The sequence below is a fragment of the Lentzea sp. NPDC036955 genome, assembly GCF_055608005.1.
In genome coordinates, this window is the sequence record NZ_JBVJRC010000014.1 from 17607 (window position 1) to 18354 (window position 748).

Sequence of the window (748 nt, forward strand, 5' to 3'; positions counted from 1 at the left end):
GGCGCAGACGCCGGGCTCGCAGACGCCGGGCTCGCAGACGCCGGGCTCGCAGACGCCGGGCTCGCAGACGCCGGGCTCGCAGACGCCGGGCTCGCAGCCTAGTGGGGTGCAGCCGGGTGGGTTCTCGCCTTCGCCGCAGGGTGGGGACGTTTCGGTTGTGGACGCTCCGCGTCTGGACTCGCCGGCGTTGAGTCCGCAGGATTCGGGCGGGGTTCGGTCGGAGGTTCCCCCGCCAGGGGCCGTGCACTCGCAGCTGCCGCCGACCGTCGGGGGTGAAACGCGTACCGATGTCGATGTCGTGGGTGAAGAACGGCGTGAGTCCAGCGCGCCGCAGCCTCAGGCTTCGCAGCCTCAGACACCGCAGTCCCACACACCGCAGTCCCACACACCGCAGTCCCAGACGCCACAGCCTCCGCCGGACCAGGCTCAGCCGGATCAGCCTCAGCCGGGTCAGTCCCAGACGCCCCAGAGCGAGCAAGGTCAGCCGCAGACGGGGCAGCCGCAGACGGGGCAGCCGCAGACGGGGCAGCCGCAGACGGGGCAGCCGCAGACGGGGCAGCCGCAGACGGGGCAGCCGCAGACGGGGCAGCCGCAGACCGGGCAGCCGCAGACCGGGCAGCCGCAGACCGGGCAACCCCAGCAAGTTCAGCCGCAGACCGGGCAGCCCATGGGCCGACCTGGCCGGGACGATGTCGTGGCACCGCCCGTGCCTTCGTCGGTCGAAACACCCGCACCCCAGCACGTGCCG